The following is a 21,043-nucleotide window of genomic DNA, read 5'->3' as shown; positions in this document are numbered from 1 at the left end:
TTAGTGCCTGAACCCGTTAGACCCGGAATGCCCCGACAACAGCGTTCAGTTCTTCAGCCTGTGTCTGCAACGCCCCCGACGCAGCAGCAGATTCCTGCACCAGCGCGGCGTTTTGCTGCACCATCGAATCCAACTGTGCGACCGCTTTGTTGATCTCGTTGATGCCACGCATTTGCTCATCAGCCGCATGCGTGATTTCAGACATCACCGAACTCACCGTAGAGACGCCGCCGACAATTTCATTCATCGTATCGCTGGCCTGACGAACCTGCACAGAGCCAGACGTCACGCTGGAAACCGTCGATTCAATCAGCGCTTTAATTTCTTTTGCGGCCTGCGCGCTGCGCTGTGCCAGGCTGCGAACTTCACCGGCAACCACGGCGAAACCACGGCCCTGCTCACCCGCACGCGCCGCTTCTACCGCCGCGTTAAGCGCCAGAATGTTAGTCTGGAATGCAATGCCATCGATCACGCCGATGATATCGCCGATTTTGCCAGACGCGACCACGATCTCTTCCATCGTGACAATCACATCGGAGACCACTTTTCCACCCGTACCGGCATCTTTCGACAGCAGCAGCGCTTTCGCGTTAACCTGCTGCGCAGAACCTGCCGACTGCGTGACCGCCGCAGAAATTTCTTCCAACGAGGCTGCGGTTTGCTGAATGCTCGATGCCGCAGATTCAGTACGCGCAGAGAGATCGTTGTTCCCCGCCGAGATTTCATCCGCCGCCACCTGAAGCGATGCGCTGATATCGCGAATCTGCATCATGACCTGACTGATCTTGTCGACAAAGATATTAAACGAGCGGGCAATTTGCGCCACTTCATCATGCCCTTCGTCCGGCAGACGCTGCGTCAGATCGTTATTACCGTTGCTGATATCATCCATTGCATCGCGAATTTGCAGCAGACGCTTGAGCGCAGACGCAATGATGAAACCAATCACAAGCGTGCCCAGCAGCGCGATAACAACCAGCGTGATGACAGAGGTAGACAGCAGGGAATTCATGCCCGCTGTCGCTTCCGCTTTATCCAACGCCACCAGCATGAACCAGTTCGTGCCAGCAATCGGTTTTGCCACCACGAGCTTTGTCACGCCAGAAAAATCCACATCGCGGGCGCTATCGGCTGAAAGAATGTCGTTCAGATCAATCCCAGGGGCAATGTCGGTGATATTTTTCAGCGTCAGTTTTTCATCCGGGTGAGCAATGATCAGACCGCTACGCTCGATGAGAACACCGAAGCTATCTTTGGCTGGGTTAATCGCTTTGACGTTTTCAATCACGCTTTTCATCGTGACGTCGCTACCGACGACGCCTCTGACCGTTCCGCCTTCCACCACGGAAGCAACGAAAGAAACCACCAGCGTATTCGTCACCGCATCAACGTAAGGGGCAGTGACCAGCGGTTTGCCCTCTTTCACCGCCTGCTGATACCAGGGCCGGACAGTAGGGTTGTAATCAGGAGGGATACCGCCGGGATCGGCAAATTTGGCCGTGCCATTGGCATAACCCATGTACACATTCAGGAGTCCGCCGGATGCCGCAATCTGTTTAAACAGCGGAATCGGATCCTCATCGGTGATGACACGATCGTGCAACGCAGAAATCATCAGCGTTTTAGAAGCAACCCAGTCGCTAATAGCAATACTATGGCTAGTGGCTACCGCATTCAGCGTATTCTGGATCGATTCCTTATTCGCGTTATTGGCGATGGTGTAATTAAGAAAGGTATTGATAACAAGTGAAAGCACAACAATGGTCGAACAGGCCGCAAGGATGCGGGAGCGGGTCGTTTTCAGCATAAAATACTCTTTGTGTAGAATAGTTATACTATCCATAACGGCAGAGAAAAATAAAACTTGAATGCGATCACATTCAACAACCACTATTTATCTTAAAACTCGGAAAAATAGTTACTACGTTTAACCACACTCTTATAAAAAAGAAGACATCAAATGGATTTTTGATTGCCAAATCAACATAAAACACCAAAATAAAGGAAATTTTTAAAATAAAAAACTTACTTAATCACATAATGTAAAATTATTATCACATACCGTAATCTGTTGTATTTTAACAATTCAGGGATTATTCCTAATAATCGAGACATTATTTTACTCTGTTAATTAATAAAAATAATTAAATAAAATAACTCATATATGGAATTAATGATTAGCGTTACAAAGAATGGATGACATTTTCGTTATAGAATAACATGCTAAAAATCACTAAAAATAGTTTATTTTATGTGGTAATGCTCCGATTACCATTTTCAGTATATACGCCAAATAATTCGAGTTTCAGGAGAAAAACGGCAAGGCGTTTTTGAACAGCACTTGCGCTGACCCCGAAGGGCTGAGGCAATAAGGCCGAAAGGGTAAAAAAAACGCCGCGTTATGTCGTACATAACGCAGCGATAATGATCTATCCTACAGAGAAAGAATAGAAATTACAGATATTTACACAGATAAGAGGTCGGCTCGACCACCTGTAAGTTGAACTCACTTTTTCCCGGAACGAAAAACGTTTCTCCCGGTGTGAAAACCTGCCAATCCGGTGCGCCTGGCAGCAGTACTTTCAATGCTCCGGTGATCACCGTCATTTCTTCCGGCTGCCCGGTTCCAAAGGTGTATTCACCCGCATCCATGACGCCGACACTGGCGCGGCCAATGCTGTCGCCTTCAAAACCGATTGACTTGACCTTCCCTGCAAAATACTCATTTACATTCAGCATAGCGCGGCACCTATCGTCGAAAAAATTCAGGAAATTCATCTTAAAAGGAGAGTCGAGCCACTGTCACGATCTATTCATTGAAAGTTGGTGTTCGGTAACACTGACTGGTGATTATTTTGCCAGTGCCTGGTCCACCTTCCTATGCTGCCGACGGACGCAGTGCCTTCAACACGCTTGCCACAATCGCTTCTGGCGTTTGTGAGGCATCGATGACGTGGTGCGCAACGCCGCGATACAACGCCTCACGCGCGGCCAGTACATCAGCCATTTCCTCAGCGATAGGACGACCGGTCAACGTCGGCCGCTGGTTATCCTGCGGGTTTTCTTCCAGCCGCTGGGCCAGCAGTTCGGCATCCGCATGGAGGTAAATGACAGTGCCTTTATCATGCATAAAGCGCCGATTGGCTTCCGCCAGCACCATACCGCCGCCTGTCGCGACGATGCAGCGGTTGGACGTCACCTGCTGAAGTGCCAGACTTTCACGCTGGCGGAACCCATGCCATCCTTCCTGCGCAACCACATCAGCCACCGTCATATTGGTGGTCTGCTGCATAAACAGGTCGGTATCGACAAAGTCATATCCTAGCGCCTGCGCCAGTTGATGCCCAACGGTGGTCTTCCCACAGCCTCTGGCACCAACCATAAAAATGGGGTGTGTCATGTAATGACGTATCCTTCTTCTTTAATTCACCCGCTCCGCCATACTTCAAGCTGGACGCACGTAGGCAGTCCCGCCACTCGAATTATTTCGGGTATCAAAGATAAATAGGGGTGATTACCTGCTTTGTCGTGGGCTGAATCATACCGATAAAATCAACAGAGAGGGAAGTGACTTCTCAGTGGAAACGAAAAGTTGAATAACTAAAAGTAAAAATTGAATGACGGGAAATAAAAAGCCCCGCGTTTAAAGGCGGGGCCATCACACTACAAACCGATCAGACGATTAATACGCGTGGAAATAATCCTGAATCACCGCAGGGTTCGTCGTTTTTGTCAGCGCCAGCATCAGCAGAATACGTGATTTAGCTGGGTTCAGAGAATCGGCAACCAGACCAGGCTGGCCCGCATCCGGTGGTACGATGCCGCTGCCGGTACGGCTGGAGCGTACAACAACAACGCCTTTGCTTTCCGCTTTACGGATGCCTGCATCGCTGCGTTTGGATACGGTGCCTGCACCCATGCCCGCATAGACAATCCCTTTCACGCCGTGTTTGATGGCCGTGTCATACATGTATTCTGGATCGTCCTGATAGCCATAAATAATGTCAACGGCTGGCAGTTTATCGATGTTGGTCACGTCAAATACAGAACGTGTGGTGTGAACTTTATCCAGACGCGTCTGGTAATAAACTTTGTCGCCGATAATCACGCCCAGATAGCCTTCTTCTGGCGCTTTAAAGGTATCCAGCGTAGAGGCATTGGTTTTGCTGATGAAACGGGCAGAACCAATACGGTCGTTCAGCACGACCATCACACCGCGACCGCGAGAGTTTTTATCCGCCGCCACTTTTACCGCACCGTACAGGTTCATCGGGCCGTCGGCACTGATTGCCGTTGCCGGACGCATCGCGGCGGCAAAGACCACCGGTTTGTCACTCTTCACCGTCAGGTTCAGGAAGTAAGGCGATTCGTCGAGTGTATCCGTACCGTGCGTAATCACCACGCCATCAACATCGCTGCGTGCCAGCAGCTCATTCACGCGCTTGCTCAGCTTCAGCAGAACATCGCTGGTCATATTTTCACTGCCGATGCTGGCAACCTGCTCGCCTGAAATATTGGCAAGCGTTTTCAGCTCTGGCACCGCTTGAATCAGCGTCTCTACGCCCAGCGCACCCGCTTTATACCCGGTGGTTTGCGTATTGGCCGCAGCGGAACCGGCAATCGTACCGCCCGTTGCCAGAATAACAATATTAGGTAGGTTTTCTGCGGCATTTGCCAGAGACGAAAAACAAACAAAAACAACAACGAATAATGCGTTAAACATCCTTTTCATAACATATACCAACTTATTGAGTTAAGTGGCAGACCAGATACGTCAGGTGCCTGATCTGTAAGTAAAAAACGTCCACTCTGTTAGCAGCCTGCCAACATTGGCGCTTATTCTGCCCCAGAATTCAACGAATTAATATATGCCTGTCAGACTTCGCGTTAACGATGTGTGATGCCTCACAGCGCGGCATTCCGCCGCGCTGATTTACGCTACCGGCTAATCTGCGCCACGGCATCCTGCGAGGCCTGTTCACGCGCGTCGCCCGTCAGCTCTGACAGCGTTCCCTGATGCATTTCCAGCAGGCGATCGGCATGTTCAAAGTAGTGATCGTCATGGCTGATCGCCACAATCGTTTTCCCCAATGCACGCAACTGCGGTAACAGCTCAAGATAGAACACGCGGCGGAATTGCGGATCCTGATCGGCCGCCCATTCATCCAGCAGCAGGATGTCACGCTGTTCAGCGACGGCCAGCAGCAGCGCCACGCGCTTACGCTGCCCTTGAGAAAGCTGTAAGTTCATCACCTGATGATTCTCCAGCGTCAGCTTATGCCGCATGTTCAGGCGATCCAGCCAGCTATCGACCAGCGCCGTATCAGGCTCCGTTCCGTGCGGCCCCATCATCTGTCCGAACAGGTGGAAATCCGTAAAGATGGCAGAAAATAGCTTTTGGTAATCCTCACGCGTTTCCGCCGTAACGGGGCGGTTATCCAGCAGCAGCGAGCCGGAAACCGGGGTATAGAGCCCCGTCAGCAGCATCGCCAGCGTCGATTTTCCACTCCCGTTCCCGCCAATCAGAAACACCAGTTCGCCACGTTTTATCACCAGATTGATCGGCCCGACTTCAAAGCCGGAATCGTCATAGCGAAACACCACGTCACGCAGTTCCAACGTGTGCCAGTCGGCAGGGGCAACCGCAGCGAAGAACGGTTCCTGATAATCCGCCAAATCGAAACGCTTTAGCTTATTAAACGCGACTTGCGCACTCAGCAGCGTCGGCAGTGCGCCAACGGCCTGTAGCATTGGCGTGCGTAAAAACAGCAGCGTCAGTGAGTACGTCGCCGCCACGCTGGTATCCGCCCAGCCGAGATTGTTGGCCATGAAAAAGACTGCGCCAATCACGCCCAGCATCATAATGTTCGACCAGTTCACTGCGCTGAGGTGAAAGGTGTCGGCACGAATCACGTTCTGTCGGTAATCCTGCGCATTGGCCTGATAAACCTCTTCATACAGCTTCTGCGCCCGTTCACGGTTGAGCGTCAGCTCTTTACGCCCGTTAATCACGGTTTCGTAGTCTTTCTGGAGACGATCTTCCGCTTCCCGCACCTGAGTGAGATGGCGATACACACGGGAAACCAGCATAAAGCCGCCCCAGAGCGTTATCGCAATCCACACGGACGTTACCACCAGCATTTTCGGGGAAAGCCAGGCCAGATAAGCAGCCGAACCGATGGTAAGCACAATGCCCTGAATCAGCTCCGGCAGGCGCACAAACGCAATCGTGATATTGCGGATATCGCTGGACAGACTGGCAAGCAGTTGCGCACTGCCGATCTGTTCGATACGGGCAATGTTAGTGTCCAGAATACGCTTGATAAATTGCCCACGCAGGCGGTAAACGAAATGGTGCCCCAGCGTGGTCAGCGCCAATTGCGACACCAGAGTGACGCCCATCAGGAGCAGCAGCAAGCCCAGAAATTGTGGCAATACGCTCAACGACTGATTGACCGTTTCAATCAATTGCAGGTTGATAAAGGCAATAAGCCCAATGCCCAGCGCGGCACTCAACAAACTTAACAGGATAACGGCCAGAAATGGCCAACGGTACTGCTGGTAAACAATGCGGAGCAACTCCATAACAACCTGGTCTCTCTGATGAAAACAATCGCCCGCAGTGTAATAGGGATGACCGTGATATCAAGAATAATTCTCATATCCAGCCCTACACAAAGTCATCGTTACCCTCTTCACCCAGAACCGTCAACACCAGACGCGAGAAACACAACACCAGAGATAAATCATTAGAAAAAATGATAGATAACCACACCTTGTTATCATTAGATATATTGCCATGTTTTTTGTTTTCAAAACATTTCAAAAAAGTTGGATTTTTAGTTAAGACGCGCCTATAAATATCAAGAATTGGGTGAATATGATCCCGATAATCTAGGCCCCATACGTCTCGCGTTGCGTCTCCGATCCGCCGTGAGAGGTATTCAGACAATGGTTGCAGATAAGCAAGAGGCTATTTCATGTCAGATATGAATGTTATTGCAAGAAATGCCAATATCCTGTCGCGTCATAGTGGTTAGTTCATCAATGCCGCAGCGGCTAGCTGCGTCACAATCGATATCGCCTCACCAGGGCAAACCGTTACTGCGACACTCAGTGGCGTGACGTACACAGGGATGTTGATGCAGTAGTTAATTGGGCGCTTTCTCAGCTAGTGAATGTCCTACTACAAAATTTACCGAATGGCACCACATCCCTGCAGACTAGCGACAGTGGCACACTCAGAAATCTCAGTACTCTCACCAGAAACATGCCTCTCACAGCGCCGCACGGTTCCCCGCGCGGCGCTGTGATGACAGAACGATTTTTTAATCGCGTTACTTCTTAACGGTGACGTTCTTGATCTGCCACGTGCTGTCGCTGGTCAGTTTGACATTCTTCATCGTCACTTCGATCGGCTTTTTCGCGTTCTCGCCGTTCAGCACGACCACGCCTTTGGTTTGGGACGTAATATCTTTAAACGTAATGTCGCTCCAGTCAGGGACATTACTTCCCTCTTTCTTCTCATACACCGTATCAATCACGATCGGTTTCGCCACATTCTTCATGACCACATTGCTATACCGAACACCGGTCACCTTCCCCGCTGCCGATTTGTCACTTTTAATGCGTAAGCCATTCGTGGTGCCATTCATGTTCAGATCATCGACCGTCACATTGTAAACACCCATCGTTTCGCTGCCGATCGACATGCCGTGTCCGGTTCCGAACTCGTTATGCAAAATGGAAATATTGCGCGTCTCGGCACGGCCTTTATAGGCTTTGATCGCCACGTTATCGTCGCCCGTCGAAATACTGCTGTGGGCAATGGTGATGTTTTTTGATGACATCGGATCGATCCCGTCGGTGTTTCTGGCGGTGGACGGCGTTTTGATCGTCGTTTTCCAGGCGGTGAGACCATCACCATCGCTGAACACGACGTGGAAGTTCGGGGAGTTAATGAGGGAAACGTTATACAGCGTGAAATTCTTGCTCTTATTAATCTGAATCAGCCGGGGGGTATTCTGTTTTAGCTTTTTCACTTTGGCATCGGCAGCCAGATCCCACCAGCTCACCTTTTTATCCTGAAGCTTCACGCCCCCTTGCCCGTCAATCGTGCCCGGCCCATAGATTCCGCTATTTGTCGTGCTAGTGGCGGTAATAAACGCATCACAACCTTTGCCGTTTTTATCAACCACGCCACAGGATGACGGGGCATTCTCAAAAGACTTGGCGTTATTCACCGCTCGCAGCGTCACCCCTTTGTCGATTAATAAGCTGACACCCGAAGGCAGGGAAAGCGGGCCGCTCAGAAAGACAGACGAACTTCCTGTACTCAGCCTTACTGCTTTTCCTTGCCCACAATTATTCAACGCTTTTTGAATGGTGCTGGTGGCCGTGCTGCTGTCTGCTTTAAGCACCGTACAGGAAGACGGTACTTTCGGCTCACTCACCGTTCGTGAGTCAGAAGCAAATGCCGATGCGCTGAACAGCCCGATAAGCCCTAATGATAGTGATAAAACTCGCTTGCCTGATTGATATTCCATGTCAAACCTTCCCTTATAGATATCCGCAATTTCTTGTGACTAAAAAAGAATGGCGCATTCTTTTTTCTTAATTAAGAAAAATGAAACGTCTTTATAGAAACTAAAAATTGTCGCATATGAATATGTAGAGTAATAAAATTCCGTTTACATAAAAATTTGCCAATGTTTATTAAAAGAAGCATCCAGTTTTATGCATGATTAAATTATCACCAGAAAAGTAAATGGCACATCAACGAAACGTGGAAACAAACCGAATCCCATCACGCACAGCCGTAGGCGAGTGATAAGATTTTTATCTCGCTACACCCTTCACTTTTCTTATTTTTTAATAAGAACCTTCCGAATATTTATTAATCCCAAAGAAATAATTAAACAGAATATAATAAACGATAAATAAAATTAAAAATAAAATAATAACAGACTAAATTAAATAACCTGATTAACCTCAACAATTTTGTCGAATTATTATTCATTTCATATTCTCTGCTATATAATCCTTTTCGATGCCCAAGGACTCCCTCTTTATTTGGAATAAATAAAGAGAAAAAATATCCGTTTAATTTACAAGGAAAAACACATGTTTAAGTATTTAACACCGATATTTTTATGCACCGCTGCTATTTCTTTTCAGGCTCAAGCTGATGACACCATGTTGATGCTGCTGAAAAAAGACAATGCCACCTATTTAAGCTGGTCTACCGATGCAGGCAATGTTGTTCGCCAGGATGTGTATCGCAGCATCAGTAGTGCTCAGGCAGGCAGCGAAAAAATCGCAGAGCTCAATTCCACAGACAGAACCTTTACCGATTTAACCGCCAATCCACAGTCAGACTATTGGTATTGGGTAGATACCGTTAGCGGTAATAATAGCGTTCTGAAATCTAATGCCGCCTCAACGGCACCTGCGCCATTGCGTGCAGCGCCGCTTAAGGCAGCCAGCCCAGAATGTAAAGCAGGTGCGGTAATTAAAGATAAAACCGTCGACTGCGGTGGTATTACTCTGGGTTTGAGCTGTTCAGGCGACAGTGATAAACAGCCTCCTGTTATCACGCTGGAAAATGCCACCATTAAGAACCTGCGCATCTCTGAAAAAGGCGGTTCTGACGGTATCCACTGTAAGTCAGGCAACTGCCGTATTGAAAACGTGATCTGGGAAGACGTTTGTGAAGATGCAGCAACCAACCTGGGTAAAACCATGACCATCGTCGGCGGTGTTGCCCATAACACCACCAATGGCCCTGGCGGCAAGCCGGACAAAGTGCTGCAACAGAATGCCAAAAACAGCCACACTATCGTACAGGGCAACTTCACCCTGACTGGCCAACACGGCAAACTGTGGCGCTCTTGCGGTGACTGCACCGGTAACGGTGGCCCACGTAACCTGACCATCATCAGCGCAACCGTTAACGGCACCATCGACAGCATCGCTGGCGTAAACCGTAACTTTGGCGATGTCGCTGAAATCCGCGATCTTCGCATTAAAGGCTACAAAGCGGGTAAACCCCCTGTATGTGAAGAGTTTGAAGGTGTCGAAAAAGGGAAAGGTAAATCTGAGAAATACGGCGAATTCTGGGATACCAAGAACTGTAAAGTCAGCCGTTCAAACGTTAAACCGCTGTAATTCTGCTGGCAGAATTCACACGTAACTAACTTCCTCTGGGGTCCTGACGCATCAGTCATCTACAGACCGTGCTACTAAGCACGGTCTGTTTCATTTCATCACCCTTGCTGCAATTCGGTAAACAGCGTGCGCTTCAGCGCCAGCTCGACGCCACGCAGTTCCGCCAGCCCTTTCAGACGACCGATCGCCGAGTAGCCGGGGTTGGTTTTCTTTTTCAGATCGTCCAGCATCTGATGCCCGTGATCTGGCCGCATCGGGATCGGACGGCGATCGCCCGCCTTCTGACGCCGTAATTCTTCCGCCAGAATGGCTTTGATAATCGCCACCATATCCACATCCCCCTGCAAATGCGCCCCTTCGTGGAAGGAATTGGGATTCTTCTCGCGACAGGTCGCACGCAGATGGGTGAAATGCACGCGATCGGCAAACGTTTCCAGCATGGTCACCAGATCGTTATCGGCACGTACGCCGTACGATCCTGTGCAGAAGGTAAAGCCGTTATGCAGGCTATCGACTGTCTGTTTCAGCCAGCGCATATCGTCAATCGTCGACATCACGCGCGGCAGCCCAAGGATCGGACGCGGTGGATCGTCCGGATGAATGGCAAGGCGGAGGCCAACGGCTTCCGCAACGGGCACAATCTCACGGAGGAAATACCCAAGGTGCTCGCGCAGTTTCGCATGGTCGATACCATCATATTCCGCCAGACGGCCGCGGAACTGCTCCAGCGTATAGCCCTCTTCCGAGCCCGGCAGCCCGGCGATAATGTTACCTGTCAGGCGCGCGATATCTTCTTCGCTCATTGCACGGAAGTAGTCAGCAGCCTGTGCCTGTTCATCCGCCGTGTAATCTTTTTCAGCACCGTGACGCTTAAGGATATGCAGTTCAAAGGCGGCAAAGGCAATATGATCGAAACGCAGCGCCTTTGAACCATCCGGCAGAACATGCTCCAGATCGGTTCGCGTCCAGTCCAGTACAGGCATAAAGTTATAGCACACCGTATCAATGCCACACTGCGCCAGATTACGCAGCGATTGCTGGTAATTGGCAATATGCCGCTGATAATTCCCCGTCTGGGTTTTGATCTCTTCATGAACCGGTACGCTTTCCACCACCGACCATACCAGCCCTTTTGCCTTCAATTCGGCTTTGCGCTTTTCAATCTCTTCAACCGACCAAATTTCGCCATTGGGGATGTGGTGCAATGCCGTCACCACGCCGGTCGCTCCGGCTTGTCGAACATCATCCAGTGAGACAGGATCGTTCGGGCCGTACCAACGCCAGGTTTGTTCCATACCGAGTTACCCTTTTATTTTCGTCAAGATAGTGAGTTTTCGTCGAGTTTGTTAGTTTTCGCCGAGAATAGGAAAAGCCTACCTCACCGGGACAGGCTGTCAAACGAAACTCACGAATTGATTGACCAATTACACAAAAAATTCGCATTTTGGACTAACATCATGCGTATTCAGGCTGCAATCGTGAGGAAAAGAGTCAAGGGTGGGTTATTTGGTCTGATATCTTTTCTCTCCGTACACCAATACGATGCCGGAGAGAAAATTCACACAGGGACACATACCCTAAATAATTCGAGTTTCAGGACAAAACGTTACGTTTTGAACAACGCAAAGCGTTGGCCCGCTAGGGCGAGGCTCACTTATGAGCCTCGTAACGCGGCAAGAGAAGACATCCCGATGAGCTTACTTAGGTAAGTGATTCGGGTGGGTGACAAATCTGCCAGAGGCAGGTTTGAACGCTGCTTGCAGCGGCCCCAACGGGGCGAGGTCCACGTAAGTGGACCGAGTAGCGCAGCCAACGCACATGCAACTTGAAGTATGACGGGTATACAGGGGAATCAGGATTCCAGACGGGAAGGAACAGACTCGAACAGGTAGCCGTCGAAGGCCGGATCGTCCACGTTCGAGATTTCCAGCAGTTTAATTTTTACGTTTTCCAGATGCTGCCACATTGCCTGACGCGCCATGTTCACATCGCGGCGAGACACGGCACGCAGGATTTGTTCATGATCGTCCAGCCACTGGCGCTGATAGCTGAAATCATCGGTATGGGAGTGAATGCCCTGCCACATTGGGCTGCGTTTACGCGCCTGCCACACCTCATACACCATGTTGGCTAAGACGCTGTTTTGGGTAGACTGCGCCAGCAGGCAATGGAATTGTTCATCGGCGCTTTCATCCACGCTGCCGTTCTCAAGCGATGCCCGTTCTTGTTCAATGGCCTGCCGCATTTTTAGGATGTCACTCTTGGTCGCCTGCATCGCGGCAAATGCCGCAACTTCGCCTTCCAGCAGCTGACGCGCCTGCATCAGTTCGAAGGGGCCATAGCCGCTGTCCACCACGCTGTCTTTTCCCTGCGCGCTTGGCAGTTGCATGACATAAACACCAGAACCTTTACGCACCTCAATCAGCTTTTCCAGCTCCAGCATGATCAGGGCTTCACGCACCACGCTGCGGCTGACGTTGTAGGTTTCAGCAATATCACGCTCGGGAGGCAAGCGGTCGCCAATCTGATAGTTTCCCTTCAGAATTTCCGCGCGAAGATTGTCGCCAATCTGCTGATATAAACGCATACCGCCATCCCTTTATTCAACATCGGCCACCGCAATATTGGCCTGACCAAAAGACAGAAAAAACGCCAGAGTTGTCTGAAGTATAACATGAAGCCATACAGCGCCGCACGTTGAGCAATCTGCACGCGAAATAATTTCAGATATAGTGTTGTCGAAACGCCATTACCCCGTTAGCGATCGGGTTGATATTGCCAAAAGGCAAGGAGCATAAATGACAATAAGCGTATTCCGGTTCGGTTCGTGGGGAGTCTGGAAGCGGACGATGACAGGACTGTTCGCCCTCATCGGCGTACTTTTTATGGTGGGATGCAACAGCAGTTCGCGCGACATCGCGCCATTAGGGCAAACGTCATTCGAGCGTTATCAGCAAGACACGACGCGTTGGGTAGAACAACACCGCGCCTTCCAAACCACGGATAAACAGCTGGAATTACGCTGGAACACCCCCAGCGAAACCCGCCCCCTCGGCCAGCCACAGAAAGCCATCTTATTGGTGCACGGATTGGGCGATTCACCCGGTTCATTCACTGACATCACCCCAAAATTGGTCGAACAGGGATTTCTGGTCAGAACCGTGCTGTTACCGGGGCATGGCACCCAGCCATCCGATCTGCTGCACGTCACCGTCGATGACTGGCGCGAAGTCGTCGCCGAACAGGCCGCTATTCTCAGTAAAGAAGTCGATGAGGTCTATCTGGGCGGCTTTTCCACCGGCGGCAATCTGGTACTGGAATACGCCTTACAACACCCTGAAATCAAAGGGCTGGTGCTGTTTTCGCCCGCGATAAAATCCAATGAAAAATACGACTTCATGACGCCGCTGCTGTCGGTGTTTACCGACTGGCTGATGCCGCCGCGCCCTGGCTATCCACAACAGTTAGCAACCCGCTATATGCGCGTGCCGACCAACGGTTTCGCCCAATATTATTATTCCAGCAGTGGGGTGCGTTCAGAGCTTGCCAAAAAGCCTTATGACAAACCGGTGCTAATCGTGCTGGCGGAACATGATTCCGTCGTCGATACAACGTACATTGTCGACACGTTCGATAAACAGTTTACCCACCCGCGCAGCCGTCTGATCTGGTATGGCGATCGCCCTGCCGGCATCCATTCCTCACGCGTGTTGGTGCGCACAGGCTCGCTGCCCGACTGGCGCATCAGCCAGTTCTCGCACATGTCGCTGCTGTTTTCACCAGACAATAAGGAATACGGTAAAACCGGGGCAATCGTCATCTGCGCCAACGGCCAACCCCTGAACGATCTGAAAACCTGTCAGGACCGTAGCACGCTGTGGTATTCCGACTGGGGATACGTGGAAAATGGCAAAACCCATGTGCGCCTGACCTTTAACCCCTACTTCGACTGGCAAAATCAGATCATGGCTAACGTACTGGACGCGCAATAGCCTTACCGAAAACGGGAGTTGTCATCATTTGGTCATCAAGGGCAGGTATTTTGACTTAAAGATAAATCCGCCCAAAGATTAACCATGATCGCCATGCCCGTTCCTTGCGCCCGACCACTCCTCCGGGGTACACCGGTGGCGCGAGATCTTTGTATTCCTCTGCCGGATGTTTCTCCTGACACCGACAATGCCACCGTATTGCAGCTGTTCAGTAAGAATAAAGAATGGGTCAGCCTGCCTGTCGTGGAGGATGGACGCCCTTTCGGCCTCATCAACCGCCATATTTTTCTCTCGCAGATGTCCCGGCCTTTTTATCGCGAGCTGTACGACAAAAAGAGCTGCATCGCGTTTATGGATAAAAACCCGCTGATTGTCGACGCGCTGGCATCGTTGAACGACGTCGCCGATCAAACGGTGATTACCGGTGATAAGTCGCTGACGGACGGCTTTATGATCACCGAGAACGGGCGTTATATCGGCATCGGATTAGGCATCGATCTGATCAAGGCCGTCTCCGATATGCATCTGCGCCAACATCAGCAGATTATGCAGAGTATCGAGTATGCCAGCGTGATTCAGACAGCGATGCTGACAACGTCAACGCAGGCGATGTCCCGCACGCTTGCCGACTGGTGTCTAGCCTGGGAACCGCGAGACTGTGTCGGCGGCGACTGCTATGCCTTTAAAACCTATCAGAACGGCTGGCTTGCCGCCGTCGCGGACTGTACCGGACACGGCGTACCCGGCGCATTCATGACGCTGATTTTCTCTTCCGCGTTGGAACAGGCGCTGACACAGCACGGCCCGATGCTGCCAGCGCAGCTATTACAGGCGATCAACCGTCATATCAAAGATACGCTGGGGCAACGTGACGAAGCACGTCAGCTTTCATCCTCTAACGACGGCTGCGACGCGATGCTGGTGTTCTGCGATATGACGCGAAATACGCTGACGTTTTCCGGCGCTCGCATGCCCGCCTTCATACTGCAACGCGATACCGGACAGCTGACGCCACTCCAGTGCGATCGTATGGGGGTCGGCTACACCGAAACGCCTTATGACTACCAGTGGTCGAGCTATGAATTGCCGCTTCACGATAACGATATGTTTTTCACCACCACGGATGGCTTGACGGATCAAATCGGCGGAGAACGCCGGATTATGTTTGGTAAACGTCGCCTACAGGAGTACCTCCAGCACCATCAACACCAGCCGATGCGCGAACTGGCTAACCAGCTCCTGTCGGCACACAAGATCTACCAGGGCGATCAGACCCGGCGAGACGATTTAACATTTTGGGGCTTCCGACATTGTTCGACTTTTGTTTAATCAGGCAGACAGAATGATGCCAAACATCAAATACACTGAATTTTTTTCGCCCTCACACCAGCATGACATCACGCTGTATTACGTGGGCTATTTTTCACAAAACATCATCAGTTCACTGGCCGAAACCATGCGGCTACAGCTGGAGAAAAAGCAGCTTCCTGCCGGCATCCGTCGCCGACTGTTCTCTACGTTCGTCGAAATGGTGCAGAACATTACCCGCTATTCCGCTGCACCGTTAACCGCGCTCGATCACACCGTCGAAGTCCGTCATGGCTCCGTGTGTCTGGGTTACGAAAATGGGAAATACTTCCTGTTGTGCGCCAACCCGATACACCCCGACGATGTCGAGACGCTGCGGGGACGTCTTGAACCGCTGCGCGGCATGACGCTTGATGAAATCCGACTCGCCTACAAAGTCTCTCTGCGTGATGAAACCCCGTCATCAAGCAAAGGCGCGGATATGGGGCTGTTGACCGTCGCGCGGGATGCCAGTGAGCCACTCCAGTTTACGTTTCGGGCCGATGCATCAACGGGGCTATCTACGTTTTATCTGAAGGCAATCATTTAACATGAAAAATATAACAACCCTAAGCAACCTCCATATTTCGGGGACATCCTGTACCCCGACGGTTGATTTTCACTTTGACACACACCGTCTTTATCTTTCCGGCGAATCTTACCCTGAGAACGCCGCGGCGTTTTATCGCCCGCTGCTCACCGATATTCAGGCATATCTGGACGCGTTGACGGCCTACGCCGAAACGATGCCGCCGGATGGAGCACTGCCGAGCATCGAAATTCACGTTTCTCTGATTTACTTCAACAGTTCCAGCACCAAGATGCTGTTCAGTTTATTCAATCTGCTTAATCAGGCTGCGGAACAGACACTCTCGATTGCGCTGTATTGGTATTACGACAAAGACGACGATATTGCGGAAGAATTTGGTGAAGAACTTCACATCGATTTCCCTGCCCTGACCTTTCACAGCACCATTTTGAGTGATAATCATGAGCACAATTGAATTGTTTACACCGGAATACGACATTCTGCTCGCCGCGCGCAATATCGCTAACCAGCAGGAAAGACCAGCCGAAGTCTATCGCGACACGCTGCTGGCATTAACCGACCACTATCAGCGGCTGGTACGCGAGTCGCACCGCCTGATTTCACGCAGCGACCGGGCGGAGAAAGAGCTGAACCGTCTGAACGCGCAGCTCAATCAGTTGGCCATCGAACTGGAATACAAAGCCAGCCACGATCCGCTGACCAGCGTGTATAACCGTGGCGCGATTATTGAACGCATTAACCACGCACTGGAGCGCAATCAGGCCGCGCTCATCGTGCTGGATATCGACCACTTCAAACAGGTGAATGACACCTATGGTCACCCCACTGGCGACGCCGTGATCTGCGATCTGGTCTCGCGCGTGCAGAACGTGCTGAATACCACCAGCAGCATTGGCCGCGTCGGCGGTGAAGAGTTCACTATCCTGTTGGAAGGGCACACGCTCATGCAGGCCGTCTCACTCGCCAGCCGCCTGCATCAGGATCTCAACAGAATGCCGCTCAGCGTACTGCCGCAACAGCGCGTCACTGCCAGCTTTGGCGTCAGTTGGGCACCGCAGAAAACCCGTTTCGATGCACTCTACGGTGCCGCAGATGCTGCGCTCTATCAGGCCAAGGAAAAAGGCAGAAATCGCGTGGAGTTTCAGTAAGTCGCAGGCTGGGCGATTGCCGTCGCCCTGACTCATGACCATAATAGGGGGTATCGGCTTATCCGAGACAGATTCCCTATGCGATTCGATTTAACCGATCTCCGGCTGTTTCTCAATATTCAGAAAGCAGGCAGCATTACCGGTGGCGCAGCGGCGTCCAGCCTGACCGTGCAGGCCGCCAGTGAGCGAATCCGGGGTATGGAAGATGAACTTGGCGTGCCGCTGCTGCTGCGCTCAAAGGCGGGTGTCTCGCTCACCGACGCAGGCTTTTCGCTGGCGCACCATGCCCACATTATCCTGCGTCAGGTAGACCATATGCGCAGCGAATTACACCAGTACAGCAAAGGGCTGCGCGGTCATATTCCGCTGCTGTGCAACTCTGCGGCGCTGAATGAATATTTGCCTGCCCTGCTGGGCCGCTATCTAGTGGTCTGCCCGCAGATATCCGTGGCGGTGAATGAAAAACTCAGTCGCGATATCGTCGATGCGATTCGCAATCAAACCGCCGATCTTGGCATTGTGGCCGATTCCGTGCCGCTCGACGGGCTGGAAACGCGCCCATTTCGTCAGGACGAACTGGTGGTTGTCCTTCCCCGTGACAGCATCTGGTCTGACGCAAAACAGCTCACCTTTTCCGCCATTGCCGACGCCGAATTTATCGGGCTTAGCGAAGGCGCGGCTTTGCAGGAACACATCGACGAACATGCCAAAAGGTTAGGAAAACGCCTCAATTATCGCGTGCGTCTTGCCAGCTTCGACGCCGTCACGCAGGTGATTCACAGCGGTATCGGTATTGGCATTCTTCCGCGACATGCCGCACAGCGCATGATGGAGCGGCTGGCGATTCGTACGATCCCGCTCGCAGACGACTGGGCGACGCGTAATCTGGTGGTCTGTGCCCGCCAGTTTTCCGCACTGCCCGGCTATGTTCAGGATTTCGTGACGTTTATTACGACAGAGAACGCAGCAGGTTAAAGCAGCCCGCGTGCGGCCATGTATCCGCCCAGTGCTATCAATCCGATGAAGAAGCAGCGCCGGAAAACCGCTTCGCTAATCGCCTGGCGCAGGCGTTGCCCTATCATCATGCCCAGCAGCGCGGGAATCAGCGCCAGCATCGACTGCCAGAGATTGATGCCCTGTAGCCCCATCCCCTGCATCAGCTGTAGCGCCAACCCCAAAGTGGAGACGGTAAACGCCAGCCCGAGCGCCTGCACCAGATCGTTTTTATTGAGCCGCAGGCATTGCAGGTAAGGCACAGCGGGAATGACGAAGACGCCTGTTGCCGCCGTGATAGCGCCGGTGATGTAGCCCACCAGCGGCGACAACCAGACTTCGTGACGTCCCGGCTGCGGCAACGTCGTCGCCATGATTCCCCACAGGCCATAAACCACTAAAATGCCGCCGAGTGCCGCGCTGGTCCATGACGATGACGAAGTTAGCGCCGGCAGGCCATTCCAGAACGTCCCAATAATGATCCCGGCAAACAGCGTCCAAAACCGTTTAATCAGGCTGAGAAAGGCGGGGCCGCAGGCAAGCTGCCAGATGTTGGTCACCAGCGAAGGAACGATCAAGAGCCCCGCCGCGCTGGCTGCGGGCATCACCAGCGTTAACAAGCCCATCGCGATGGTCGGCAATCCCAGACCAATCACGCCTTTCACCACGCCAGCCAGCAGGAACACCACCATCATCGTCGTCATTCATCGCCTCGGTTTGTTGCGCCATAAACCCTACGCAGGAATAGTCCGATGAGGGCGCTGATGGTGTCTATGCGGATTGTATTGAGGGTGATTCAGGGAAAATTTGAGGTAGAGGGAGGATTGAGAGTCACATATTTATGCATAATGCATATGCAGGCTCAGAGACCGTTTCGTGCGCAACAATATCGCTATTCTCATGCTACCTCGTAGCACGCGCCCGACATAGGGGGCTACGCCAGCCCCCTATGAACCCCGGCTTTTGGCGGAAATTATGCCGCTAAAGCGGTGCCTTCGTCGGTATCAGGCTTAGAGGACCGCTTGCGACACGTTCCCGACGTGGCGCAAGCTTTCGCCGCATCCTTGCGGCTCATCCTAAGCCTGCTATCTCCTCAGCATAATTTTTTACGCCAGATAACGGCCAGACACGATGGCATCCTTACATTGTGTATAAGGAGCTGCCCTTGCGAAAGAGAAGACGGATACAGCATAAGCAGTATCCGCAAATATCTTAGCGCGCGCGGCCTACGGCCTCACCCAACTGCCATACTGCCATCGCGTAATGCGTGCTGTGGTTGTAGCGCGTGATGGTGTAGAAGTTCGGCAGTCCGTACCAGTATTGGTAGCCCGTGCCGATGTCCAGCCGCAGCAGGCTGGCTTCACTGTATCCCGCCAGCGAATGCTGTGGCGTTAATCCCGCGGCCTGGAGTTCCGTGAGCGAGTAGCGGGTATTGAAACCATTCGGGAGCAGCGGAGCCTGACCGTTTGCCTGCACCGCCACAGGCGCGCCTTTCACCCACCCGTGTGCTTTGAAATAATTGGCTACGCTGCCAATCGCGTCCACCGGATCCCATAAGTTTGTATGTCCGTTACCGTCGAAATCCACCGCGTAGTTCTTGAAGGATGACGGCATAAACTGTCCATAGCCCATCGCGCCCGCGTAAGAACCGCGCAGGCTGAGCGGATCGTTGCCTTCTTTACGCGCCATCAGCAGGAAGGTTTCCAGCTCGCCCGCAAAGTAATCGGCACGCCGCGGGTAATCAAACGCCAGCGTTGCCAGGGCATCAATGATGCGCGTTTTCCCCATCACTCGGCCCCAACGGGTTTCAACACCAATAATGCCAACGATAATCTCAGGCGGAACGCCATAAATGTTCTGAGCACGCTGTAGCGCATCCTGATATTGATTCCAGAACGCCACGCCGTTCTGCACGTTATCTGGCGTAATAAACTGATTGCGGTAACGGTTCCAGGCACCGTTCGGCCCTGAAGGCGGGCGCGATGTCGGGGCTTGTTTATCCATCAGACGGATCACCCAATCCAGACTTTTCGCCTGCACCAGCACATCATGCAGCTGCTGGCGGTTAAAGCCATGCTCCAGCACCATTTTATCGACAAACCGCGCGGTAGCCGGGTTAGTCGCAAAATCACCGTCTAGCGGATGAACATTGTGTGCGGGCTCAAGCAGGAAACCACCTTTAAAAGGATTACCTGAAGGCGCTTCTGCGGGAGGAGGGGCCGGCTGACTGCTACAGGCCGAGAGCAAAACGAGCAGAGGGAGAAAACGAACCAAATGACGCATCAGATATCCGTATAGCCAGGTAAGAAATCAATACAGGCTATGGTAAAGGATTGTCTGATGTGAAAAAACCAGCCAGAGGTGAAAAAATGCCGCGCGCCGCTCAAATAGAAGGCCGACGCGCGCGTTATTACATCCGAATCAGTTTTTCTTCACGAACTCGGACTTCAGCTTCATCGGGCCGAAGCCGTCGATTTTACAATCAATATTGTGATCGCCTTCCACCAGACGAATGCCCTTCACACGGGTGCCGATTTTCAGCGGCGTTGAGCTGCCTTTGACTTTCAGGTCTTTAATGACCGTTACGGTATCGCCATCCGCCAGCAGGTTACCGTTGGCATCTTTCACCACTAAAGCGTCATCCTGCGCTGGCGCATCACCTGCCGCCGACCACTCATTTCCGCATTCAGGGCAGTTAAGCATTTCGCCCTCTTGCCAGGTATATTCAGAACTGCATTTTGGACAATGAGGTAACTGTTGCATGATAAACTCCTGAAAAATTCACAATAAAAAAGTAATAAATATCATTAGGTAATTACCATATTTTCGATATTTTACCCTTTTAT

18 protein-coding genes are annotated in these 21,043 nt (G+C 51.7%); 7 read left to right on the top strand and 11 right to left on the bottom strand.

From position 1 onward, the window contains the following. Nucleotides 1–16 precede the first annotated feature (16 nt). From Q3A88_RS08055 to Q3A88_RS08030, 6 genes are all read right to left on the bottom strand, one after another. Nucleotides 17–1,807: a methyl-accepting chemotaxis protein gene (locus tag Q3A88_RS08055; RefSeq protein WP_317177708.1), complete on the bottom strand. Its 1,791-nt coding sequence runs from the start codon at nucleotides 1,805–1,807 to the stop codon at nucleotides 17–19. A gap of 647 nt (nucleotides 1,808–2,454) precedes the next feature. Then, nucleotides 2,455–2,739, bottom strand: a complete 285-nt coding sequence (gene ppnP, locus Q3A88_RS08050) for a pyrimidine/purine nucleoside phosphorylase (protein ID WP_005975968.1) — start codon at nucleotides 2,737–2,739, stop codon at nucleotides 2,455–2,457. 139 nt (nucleotides 2,740–2,878) lie between these two features. Beyond that, nucleotides 2,879–3,400, bottom strand: a complete 522-nt coding sequence (gene aroL / locus Q3A88_RS08045) for a shikimate kinase AroL (RefSeq protein ID WP_014914494.1) — start codon at nucleotides 3,398–3,400, stop codon at nucleotides 2,879–2,881. 282 nt (nucleotides 3,401–3,682) lie between these two features. Next, entirely contained in the window at nucleotides 3,683–4,732 is a 1,050-nt protein-coding gene (locus Q3A88_RS08040) for a type II asparaginase (RefSeq protein WP_407725599.1), read from the bottom strand. Nucleotides 4,733–4,938: 206 nt separating this feature from the next. Beyond that, the gene (locus tag Q3A88_RS08035; protein WP_317177707.1) at nucleotides 4,939–6,585 is read right to left on the bottom strand and encodes a multidrug ABC transporter permease/ATP-binding protein; all 1,647 of its coding nucleotides are present in this window, start codon (nucleotides 6,583–6,585) and stop codon (nucleotides 4,939–4,941) included. 752 nt (nucleotides 6,586–7,337) lie between these two features. Beyond that, nucleotides 7,338–8,546 carry a glycoside hydrolase family 28 protein gene (locus Q3A88_RS08030; protein ID WP_317177706.1) on the bottom strand — a complete coding sequence of 403 codons (1,209 nt, stop codon included), beginning with the start codon at nucleotides 8,544–8,546 and terminating at the stop codon, nucleotides 7,338–7,340. Between the two features lie 577 nt (nucleotides 8,547–9,123). Between Q3A88_RS08030 and pelI the strand changes: the two genes are divergently transcribed. Beyond that, complete coding sequence (pelI, locus tag Q3A88_RS08025; RefSeq protein WP_317177705.1) at nucleotides 9,124–10,167, top strand: pectate lyase PelI; 1,044 nt, start codon at nucleotides 9,124–9,126, stop codon at nucleotides 10,165–10,167. 98 nt (nucleotides 10,168–10,265) lie between these two features. Here the strand turns inward: pelI and uxuA are convergent, their stop codons facing one another. After that, nucleotides 10,266–11,462, bottom strand: coding sequence for a mannonate dehydratase (gene uxuA, locus Q3A88_RS08020; RefSeq protein ID WP_317177704.1), 1,197 nt, complete (start codon nucleotides 11,460–11,462; stop codon nucleotides 10,266–10,268). A 557-nt stretch (nucleotides 11,463–12,019) separates the two neighbouring features. After that, complete coding sequence (locus Q3A88_RS08015) at nucleotides 12,020–12,754, bottom strand: FCD domain-containing protein (protein ID WP_010281749.1); 735 nt, start codon at nucleotides 12,752–12,754, stop codon at nucleotides 12,020–12,022. Between the two features lie 211 nt (nucleotides 12,755–12,965). Here Q3A88_RS08015 and Q3A88_RS08010 point away from each other — a divergent pair, with 211 nt between their 5' ends. From Q3A88_RS08010 to Q3A88_RS07985, 6 genes are all read left to right on the top strand, one after another. Beyond that, nucleotides 12,966–14,159, top strand: a complete 1,194-nt coding sequence (locus tag Q3A88_RS08010) for an alpha/beta hydrolase (protein ID WP_317177703.1) — start codon at nucleotides 12,966–12,968, stop codon at nucleotides 14,157–14,159. 84 nt (nucleotides 14,160–14,243) lie between these two features. Next, on the top strand, nucleotides 14,244–15,488 hold the full coding sequence (locus Q3A88_RS08005) for a SpoIIE family protein phosphatase (RefSeq protein ID WP_317177702.1): 1,245 nt from the start codon (nucleotides 14,244–14,246) through the stop codon (nucleotides 15,486–15,488). Nucleotides 15,489–15,501: 13 nt separating this feature from the next. Next, nucleotides 15,502–16,056 carry a SiaB family protein kinase gene (locus tag Q3A88_RS08000; protein ID WP_039276236.1) on the top strand — a complete coding sequence of 185 codons (555 nt, stop codon included), beginning with the start codon at nucleotides 15,502–15,504 and terminating at the stop codon, nucleotides 16,054–16,056. A gap of 1 nt (nucleotide 16,057) precedes the next feature. Beyond that, a complete protein-coding gene (locus Q3A88_RS07995; RefSeq protein WP_317177701.1) occupies nucleotides 16,058–16,510 on the top strand; it encodes a DUF1987 domain-containing protein in 453 nt (150 codons plus the stop codon). Further along, complete coding sequence (locus tag Q3A88_RS07990) at nucleotides 16,497–17,204, top strand: GGDEF domain-containing protein (protein WP_100017405.1); 708 nt, start codon at nucleotides 16,497–16,499, stop codon at nucleotides 17,202–17,204. Before Q3A88_RS07995 ends, Q3A88_RS07990 begins: the two co-directional genes overlap by 14 nt. Nucleotides 17,205–17,282: 78 nt before the next feature. Continuing rightward, on the top strand, nucleotides 17,283–18,179 hold the full coding sequence (locus Q3A88_RS07985; RefSeq protein ID WP_317177700.1) for a LysR family transcriptional regulator: 897 nt from the start codon (nucleotides 17,283–17,285) through the stop codon (nucleotides 18,177–18,179). On the opposite strand, the gene Q3A88_RS07980 is transcribed toward Q3A88_RS07985, so the two are convergent. The 3 genes from Q3A88_RS07980 to Q3A88_RS07970 all read right to left on the bottom strand — a co-directional run bounded on the left by Q3A88_RS07980 (nucleotide 18,176) and on the right by Q3A88_RS07970 (nucleotide 20,960). Next, nucleotides 18,176–18,901 (bottom strand): sulfite exporter TauE/SafE family protein, encoded by a 726-nt coding sequence (locus Q3A88_RS07980; protein WP_233989922.1) that lies wholly within the window; start codon nucleotides 18,899–18,901, stop codon nucleotides 18,176–18,178. The genes Q3A88_RS07985 and Q3A88_RS07980 overlap by 4 nt on opposite strands. 508 nt (nucleotides 18,902–19,409) lie before the next feature. After that, nucleotides 19,410–20,480, bottom strand: a complete 1,071-nt coding sequence (mltB, locus tag Q3A88_RS07975) for a lytic murein transglycosylase B (RefSeq protein ID WP_110163592.1) — start codon at nucleotides 20,478–20,480, stop codon at nucleotides 19,410–19,412. Nucleotides 20,481–20,618: 138 nt separating this feature from the next. After that, a complete protein-coding gene (locus Q3A88_RS07970) occupies nucleotides 20,619–20,960 on the bottom strand; it encodes a zinc ribbon domain-containing protein YjdM (protein WP_014914475.1) in 342 nt (113 codons plus the stop codon). Between the last annotated feature and the right edge of the window lie 83 nt (nucleotides 20,961–21,043).

Source organism: Pectobacterium sp. HCp5_1, assembly GCF_032905925.1.
GTDB classification, from domain to species: Bacteria; Pseudomonadota; Gammaproteobacteria; order Enterobacterales; family Enterobacteriaceae; genus Pectobacterium; species Pectobacterium brasiliense_A.
This window is presented reverse-complemented; position numbering and strand designations above follow the sequence as displayed.